The following is a 7,940-nucleotide window of genomic DNA, read 5'->3' as shown; positions in this document are numbered from 1 at the left end:
GCTGCCGCCCGGCCCGGCCCCGACCCCGGCCCCCACCCCCGTCACCGCCCCCGCGCCGGCCCGCACCGACACGCCGCCCACCGCGCGCGGCGCGGCCATGGCCTTCGTCAGCGTCATCCGCGCGATGGAGCCCGCGGTCGAGCGCGAGTGCGTCCAGCGCCGCCGGGCGCCGATCAACTGCGACTTCCAGTTCGTCGTGGACGACCGTCCGGGGATGGAGCCGAATGCCTTCCAGACCCTCGACCGCAACGGCCGCCCGGTGATCGGCTTCACCCTGTCGCTGATCGCCGCGACAAGGAACACCGACGAGCTGGCGTTCGTGGTGGGCCACGAGGCGTCGCACCACATCCTCAACCACATCGACCAGAAAAGCGGCGCCGCCACGGCGGGCGCGGTGATCCTGTCGGGCATCGCCGCCGCCTCGGGCGCCGACCCGGCCTCGATCCGCGCCGCCCAGCAGATGGGGGCGCAGTTCGGCGCCCGCTACTACTCTAAGGAGTGGGAGCTCGAGGCCGACTATCTCGGCGCCATCGTGGCCTTGAATGCGGGCTATGACCCGGTCCGCGGGGCGCAGTTCTTCGCCCGGATCCCCGATCCCGGCGACAAGATCCTCGGCTCGCACCCCTCGCGGGCGCAGCGCCAGGCGCGGGTCGCGCAGGCGGTGGCGGACGTCGCCTCGGGCGCGGCGCGCTGAGCGGTTGATCGCCGTCGGCTGCTCCGGGCCCGCCGTTCGGCGGCCCATGGCGCTTCATTTTTGTGCAACCCCGTGGCCCTCGCGGCAGTCAATTTCGCCGCGTGGATGCCCGCGTGACCACATTCTGCGACAATTTCTACCGCGTGGCGGTAAGTCGCGCAGATCATTGTTGACAGAACCGTGATGGAACCGTTCCTCTAGTCGTGACGGGTTGACGTAAGGTCACCCTGTCCCGGGACGTCAGCTTTTTCTGCGACCGGTTTGTCGGTTTTCGCGTCCAGATTGGATTTCAGAGATTTTCTCGCGTCAGCGAAAGGATAAGGCTTTGTTCGGTATCGTGCTGTGGAGCTCGGCGTGTCGTCGACAGGCCGTAGTGTGGTGCGAGGACCACGGGGCGCTGGCCTATCTGGCCGGTCCGGCGGCGCTTGATCTCGCGGGTCCCTGGCCCCACCAGGGCGCAACGGTCGAGGTCACGACGGCCTGCGACGGCGAATTGCGCCGCATCCTGACGCTGCGGATGCTGGGCGGAGAAACGCGGCTCGCCGAACGTCTCACGGCCCGGACCCGTCCCGCGAGGGGGCGTCCCATGCTCGCCGCGGTCGGCTGACCGCACTGCTCGACCGGCCCGGAGGGCCGGAAAGCAGCCTGTCGGTGTGACTTAGCGCCCGCGCGCCAGCGCCGCGATGCCGGTGCGGGCGACCTCGGCCAGTCCGAGCGGGCGCATCAGCTCGGCAAAGGCGTCGAGCTTCTCCGACGTGCCGGTGATCTCGAAGACGAAGCTCTCGAGCGTCGAATCGACCACGTTGGCGCGGAAGATGTCGCCGATCCTGAGTGCCTCGACCCGCTTCTCGCCGGTGCCCGCGACCTTGAAGAGCCCCAGCTCGCGCTCGACCGAGGCGCCCTCGACGGTCAGGTCGTGGACCTCGTGAACCGGGATGATCCGGCCGAGCTGTGCCTTGATCTGCTCGATCACCGCGGGGGTGCCGCGGGTGACCAGCGTGATCCGCGAGCGGTGGCCGGTGTGGTCCACCTCGGCCACGGTCAGGCTGTCGATGTTGTAGCCGCGCCCCGAGAAGAGCCCGATGACGCGGGCGAGGACGCCGCTTTCGTTGTCCACCACCACCGCGAGCGTGTGCCGCTCCTCGCCCGCCGCGTGATAGTCGCGCAGGTCATAGGCAGAATGGCTGGATGCGCCGCGCTCGATCTTCAATGCCGACATGATCGCCCCCTCAGACCAGAACCGCGCCGTCGGACTGGATGGCGGTGCCGATGTCCTCGGCCGCCTCCATGTCGCCCAGCAGCATCTCGTTGTGCGGCTTGCCCGACGGGATCATCGGGAAGCAGTTCTCGTGCTTTTCGACCAGCACGTCGAGGATGAACGGCCCGTCATAGGCGATCATCTCGCGGATCGCGTCGTCGAGTTCCGCCGGGTCGCTGACCTGCCGGCCCTTGCAGCCGAAGGCCTCGGCCAGCTTGACGAAATCGGGCAGGCTTTCCGACCACGACTGGCTGTAGCGCTCGCCATGCAGAAGCTGCTGCCACTGGCGCACCATGCCCAGCCGCTCGTTGTTCAGGATGAACTGCTTGACGGGGGCGCGGAACTGCACCGCGGTCCCCATCTCCTGCATGTTCATCAGCCACGAGGCGTCGCCCGCCACGTTGATGACCAGCGCCTCGGGGTGCGCGACCTGCACCCCGATCGAGGCCGGCAGGCCGTAGCCCATCGTCCCCAGTCCGCCCGAGGTCATCCAGCGGTTCGGCCCCTCGAAATGCAGGTATTGCGCGGCCCACATCTGGTGCTGGCCGACCTCGGTGGTGATGTAGCGGTCGTGTCCGGCGGTCAGCGCCTCCAGCCGCTCCATCGCGTGCTGCGGCTTGATGACGCTGTCCGAGGGCCGGTAGCCGAGGCAGTTCTTCGCCCGCCACTGCTCGATCTGCGCCCACCACTGCTGGACGGCGGGGTTGGTCTTGCGGCCGCGCGACTTCCAGATCTTCAACAGATCCTCGAGCACGTGGCCCACGTCGCCGACGATCGGCACGTCCACGCGGATCACCTTGTTGATCGACGAGGGGTCGATGTCGATCTGCGCCTTGACCGAGCCGGGGCTGAAATCCGCCACCCGGCCGGTGATGCGGTCGTCGAAGCGGGCGCCGACGCAGATCATCAGGTCGCAGTCGTGCATGGCCATGTTGGCCTCGTAAAGCCCGTGCATCCCGAGCATCCCGAGCCACGACTTGCCCGAGGCCGGATAGGCGCCCAGCCCCATCAGCGTCGAGGTGCAGGGGAAGCCGGTCGCGTCCACCAGCTCGGTCAGAAGCTGGCTCGCCGCCGCGCCCGAGTTGATGACGCCGCCGCCGGTGTAGAAGACCGGGCGCTCGGCGCGCTCGATCAGCTCGACCAGCCGGGTGATCGCGGCGGTGTCGCCCTTGCGCGGCGGGGCGTAGCGCGGCACCTCGACCTGCTTCGGCCCGACGTAGCGGCCTTCGGCGAACTGCACGTCCTTGGGGATGTCGACCAGCACCGGGCCGGGGCGGCCCGAGGTGGCGACGTGGAAGGCCTTGTGGATCGTCTCGGCCAGCGCGTCGGTCTCTTTCACCAGCCAGTTGTGCTTGGTGCAGGGGCGGGTGATGCCGACGGTGTCGGCCTCCTGGAACCCGTCGGTGCCGATCATGAAGGTCGGCACCTGGCCCGACAGCACCACCAGCGGGATGGAATCGAGCAGCGCATCGGTCAGGCCGGTGACGGCGTTGGTCGCGCCCGGACCCGAGGTCACCAGCACCACCCCCGGCTTGCCGGTCGAGCGGGCGTAGCCCTCGGCCATGTGCACGGCGCCCTGTTCGTGGCGCACGAGGATGTGCTGGATGTCGTTCTGCTGGAAGATCTCGTCGTAGATCGGCAGGACCGCGCCGCCGGGATAGCCGAATACGGTATCGACGCCCTGATCCCTCAGCGCCTCGACCACCATTCTCGCACCCGTCATGCTTCGGGACATATCCTGCACTCCAACCAAGGGATTTGCGGCAGAGCGGCAAGGCCCCTGCTGCGCCGCCGCAAACTAGAGGCGCGGACAGGGAGGGTCAATGCGACTCGGCGCGGAAAATGACGCGCGCACCCGGTCGCCGCGCAATATTATTTCGCAGCGCGCCATTTTCACGCAGCGCGCGGGTGGCACGGGCGGACCGGGGGTTTTCCACCCCCGGACCCCGGGAGGATATTTCGGCAAGAAAGAAGAGGGGGGCCGCGTCAGTCGCTCGGCAGGTGGATGCGCGCGACCTGCTCGACGATCGGGTCGATGGCCAGCGGGTGCGTCTCGCCCTCATGGTCGCCGGGGTGGCCGATGTCCTGCCAGACCCCGCCCTTGTAGATCTCGAGCGCGTCGAACCCGGCCTTGTAGGCCATCTTGCGGCTGCCCGGCACCCAGTAGCCGAGGTAGACGTAGGGCAGCCCCGCTTCGCGCGCCATCGCCACATGGTCGAGGATCATCCACGCGCCGAGGCTGTCGGACGAGCGCGCCGGGTCGTAGAAGCTGTAGACGAGGCTCAGCCCGTCATCGAGCACGTCGGTCAGGCACACCGCCGCGAGGTCGCCGTCGCGCGGCGCCGCACCCGGCGGGGGCGGGGCGCGATACTCGAAGACGCGGGTGCGGACCGGGGTTTCCTCGATCATCGCGGCGAACTCGAAGATGTCCATGTCGGCCATGCCGCCGTCGGCATGGCGGTGGTCGAGATAGCGGCGGAACAGCTCGAACTGCTCGTCGGTGGCCCAGGCGCTGGTGGCGGCGCGCCGCAGCGTGGCATTGCGCCGCAGCACCCGGCGCTGGCTGCGCGAGGGGGTGAAGTCGCGCACCCGGATGCGCGCCGACATGCAGGCCACGCAGCTTTCGCAGCTCGGCCGATAGACCACGTTCTGCGAGCGGCGGAAGCCCTGCCGCGACAGCGCGTTGTTCAGCTCGCGCGCGCGGTCGCCGGTCAGGGCAGTGAACAGCTTCCGCTCGGCCCGGCCATGCAGATAGGGGCAGGGTTGCGGGGCGGTGACGTAGAACTGCGGCGCCGAGGGCAGGCTGTGACGCATCAGCGCACCGGCTGACAGGTGGCCGGAACCGGCGACGGACCATGCGGGGCGACGTTCTGGCAGTTCATGCGGCGTCGGGTTCGGGCTGTCGGAGCGGGTAGGGCGCGAGGCAATACTGGGCCCTGCGATCGGCGTCTTGGCGAACCCTAGCAACAGAAATATCGCAGGCCAAGCGGGGAATTGCGCAGCGACCGCGGACGCGCCCCGGGACGTCGCGCTGGAATGCCCCCTCGGGCGCCCGCCTGCGCCGCTTTCATCCCGTTGACGGCAGGCCGCGGGCGCTTAGGGTCGCGCGCATGGATTTCGCCGCCCGCATCACCCGCACGCCCCATCCGACCGACCCCGCCCGCGGCGCAAGGGCCGCGGCGCTGCTGCCCGGCCTCGCCCCGCCGCTCGGCGCGCTGGTGACCGGCGCGGCGGGGGCCTCGCCCTATCTCTCGGGCCTGATCGAGCGCGAGGCCGCGTGGCTCGCCGCGACTCTCGGCGCCGACCCCGCCCCGGCGGCGCTGGTGACAGCCGAGACGGCGGGGATGGAGGCGTTGAGCGCCGCCGACCTCGGCCCGGCGCTCAGGCAGGCCAAGCGGCGGGTCGCGCTGTTCGCGGCGCTCGCCGATCTCGGCGGGGTCTGGGATCTCGACGCGGTGACCGGGGCGCTGACCGACCTCGCCGACCGGGCGACCGACCTCGCGCTCGCCGCCCATGTCGCCGACGAGGCCCGGCGCGGCAAGCTGCCGAAGCCCCGCGACGGCGCGGTGCCGGTCGCGGGCGGCATCTTCGCGCTGGCGATGGGCAAGATGGGCGCGCGCGAGCTGAACTATTCGTCCGACATCGACCTGATCGTGCTTTACGACGACGCCGCCTATGCGCCCGAGGACCAGCACGAGGTCCGCGCCAGCCTCATCCGCGCCACCCGCAAGGCGGCGGCGACGCTCTCGGACCCGACCGCGCATGGTTATGTCTTCCGCACCGACCTGCGACTGCGGCCCGACGCCTCGGTGACCCCGGTCTGCATCTCGGCCTCGGCGGCGCTCAGCTACTACGAGGCCGAGGGGCGAAGCTGGGAACGCGCGGCCTACATCAAGGCCCGCCCCTGCGCCGGCGACCTCGCCGCGGGCGAGCGGTTCCTGACCGCGCTCAGGCCCTTCGTCTGGCGTCGTCACCTCGACTTCGCCACCGTCGAGGACACCCACGAGATGCGCCGCCGCATCCGCGACCACAAGGGCCTGCACGGCGAGATCCGGGCCTTGGGCCAGAACATGAAGCTCGGCCGCGGCGGCATCCGCGAGATCGAGTTCTTCGCCCAGACCCGCCAGCTCATCGCCGGCGGCCGCGACCCCGACCTGCGCCCGCGCCGGACCGTGGACGCGCTGGCGGCGCTGGCCGCCAAGGGCTGGATCCCGGCCGAGGTCGCGGCCGAGCTGACCGACCACTACGCCCGGCACCGGCGGATCGAGCACCGCATCCAGATGGTGAACGACGCCCAGACCCACACCCTGCCCGCGACCCGCGAGGGGCTGGCCCCGGTCGTCCATCTCGACGCCGAGACCGACCTCGACGCCTGGTCCGACCGGCTCGAGGTGCGGCTGGCGCGGGTCGAGACCCTCACCGGCGATTTCTTCACCCCCGGCAGCGGCACTGCGTCCGAGCCGCGCCCCGAGCTGACCGGCCCGCATTCCGAGGTAGTCGAGGGGTGGCGATCCTACCCGGCGCTGCGCTCGGCCCGCGCCCAGCAGATCTTCTCGCGCATCGAGCCGCGCATCCTGACCGCGCTGTTCCGGGCCGGCCACCCGGGCGAGGCGCTCGACAGGTTCGACCGCTTCCTCAAGGGGTTGCCGGCCGGGGTTCAGATCTTCTCGATGTTCGATTCGAACCCTTCGCTGATCGACCTGCTGGGCGACATCTGCGCCACCTCGCCGGCGCTGGCCGCGCATCTCGCGCGCCACCCCGAGGTGCTGGACGCGGTCCTCGCCGGCAGCTTCTTCGCCCCCTGGCCGGGGGCCGAGGCGCTGCGCGAGGCGCTGGCCGTGCTGCTCGACCAGACCCTCGCCGCCCCGCAGGGGGGGTATGAGCGGGCGCTCGACGCCGCCCGCCGCTGGGCGCATGAGTGGCAGTTCCGGGTCGGCGTCCACCACCTGCGCGGGCTGATCGAGGCCGAGGAGGCCGGCCAGCACTACGCCGACATCGCCGATGCGGCCGTGGCCTCGCTCGCCCCGGTCGTCGCGGCCGAGTTCGCCCGCCGCCACGGCCCGGCGCCGGGCCACGGCGCGGCGGTGCTGGGGATGGGCTCGCTCGGGGCGCGCCAGCTCAACGCGGCCTCGGACCTCGACCTGATCGTGATCTACGACCCCGCCGGGGCCGAGGGCAGCGAGGGGCCCCGGTCGCTCGCCACCCGGCCCTATTACGCCCGCCTGACCCAGGCGCTGCTGACCGCGCTCTCGGCGCCGACCGCGGCGGGGCGGCTTTACGAGGTCGACATGCGGCTGCGCCCCTCGGGGCGGCAGGGGCCGGTCGCCACCTCGATCGAGTCGTTCCGCGCCTACCAGATGGACGAGGCGTGGACGTGGGAGCATCTGGCGCTCACCCGCGCCCGTGTGGTGGGGGTGATCCCCGGCGCGCTGCCGCCCGGCACGGCCCCGGCGCTCGCGGCCCGGCTCGAGGCGCTGCGGGTCGAGGTGCTGGCCGCGCGCGGCACCCGCGACGCGGTGGTGCCAGACCTTGCCGACATGCGCCGGCGCGTCTTTGCCGCCAAGCAGCCCGACGGCCGGTGGGAGGCGAAGGTCGGCCGCGGCCGGCTGCAGGACATCGAGCTCTTCGCCCAGTCGCTCGCGCTCAGGACCGCCGCCCCGGCCCGCGGCGCGGTGGGCCAGCTGCGCGCGGGCCAGCGCGCGGGCCTCGTCTCGGCCGCGGACGCCCGCACGCTCGGCGATGCGCGCCGGTTCCTCTGGGCGCTTCAGTCCGGGGGGCGGCTGCTCACCGACCGGCCGCTCGACATGGACCAGATCGGCCGCGGCGGGCAGGAGTTCCTGCTGCGCGAGACCGGCACCGACAGCCTCGAGGCGCTCGCCACCCGTCTTGACGCGACGATCGAGGCCGCGGGCGCCATCATCGACGCCGCGACGGGCTGAGCGCCCCCGCCCCGCGTCTCGCACCTACCCCGGGGTCCGGGGCAGCGCC

Annotated in this window: 6 protein-coding genes; 3 read left to right on the top strand and 3 right to left on the bottom strand. The window is 71.5% G+C overall.

Annotated features, from left to right (window positions below):
- The first annotated feature begins 1 nt into the window (after position 1).
- Together ACFHYO_RS12425 and ACFHYO_RS12420 are read left to right on the top strand one after the other, a co-directional pair.
- The gene (locus ACFHYO_RS12425) at positions 2-694 is read left to right on the top strand and encodes a M48 family metalloprotease (protein ID WP_394320765.1); all 693 of its coding nucleotides are present in this window, start codon (positions 2-4) and stop codon (positions 692-694) included.
- Between the two features lie 325 nt (positions 695-1,019).
- Positions 1,020-1,301, top strand: coding sequence for a hypothetical protein (locus ACFHYO_RS12420; RefSeq protein ID WP_036704546.1), 282 nt, complete (start codon positions 1,020-1,022; stop codon positions 1,299-1,301).
- Between the two features lie 51 nt (positions 1,302-1,352).
- Here the strand turns inward: ACFHYO_RS12420 and ilvN are convergent, their stop codons facing one another.
- The 3 genes from ilvN to ACFHYO_RS12405 all read right to left on the bottom strand — a co-directional run bounded on the left by ilvN (position 1,353) and on the right by ACFHYO_RS12405 (position 4,766).
- Complete coding sequence (gene ilvN / locus ACFHYO_RS12415) at positions 1,353-1,913, bottom strand: acetolactate synthase small subunit (RefSeq protein ID WP_036704545.1); 561 nt, start codon at positions 1,911-1,913, stop codon at positions 1,353-1,355.
- Positions 1,914-1,923: 10 nt separating this feature from the next.
- The gene (locus tag ACFHYO_RS12410; protein WP_036704544.1) at positions 1,924-3,687 is read right to left on the bottom strand and encodes an acetolactate synthase 3 large subunit; all 1,764 of its coding nucleotides are present in this window, start codon (positions 3,685-3,687) and stop codon (positions 1,924-1,926) included.
- A gap of 251 nt (positions 3,688-3,938) precedes the next feature.
- Positions 3,939-4,766, bottom strand: a complete 828-nt coding sequence (locus ACFHYO_RS12405; RefSeq protein WP_036704543.1) for an arginyltransferase — start codon at positions 4,764-4,766, stop codon at positions 3,939-3,941.
- A 296-nt stretch (positions 4,767-5,062) separates the two neighbouring features.
- Here ACFHYO_RS12405 and ACFHYO_RS12400 point away from each other — a divergent pair, with 296 nt between their 5' ends.
- Complete coding sequence (locus ACFHYO_RS12400; RefSeq protein WP_394320762.1) at positions 5,063-7,891, top strand: bifunctional [glutamine synthetase] adenylyltransferase/[glutamine synthetase]-adenylyl-L-tyrosine phosphorylase; 2,829 nt, start codon at positions 5,063-5,065, stop codon at positions 7,889-7,891.
- The last annotated feature ends 49 nt before the right edge of the window (positions 7,892-7,940 follow it).

Origin of the sequence: Paracoccus panacisoli (assembly GCF_042435015.1) — a bacterium.
GTDB classification, from domain to species: domain Bacteria; phylum Pseudomonadota; class Alphaproteobacteria; order Rhodobacterales; family Rhodobacteraceae; genus Paracoccus; species Paracoccus panacisoli.
The sequence above is the reverse complement of the archived record's forward strand: the minus strand, read 5'-3'. Positions and strand labels throughout refer to the sequence as shown.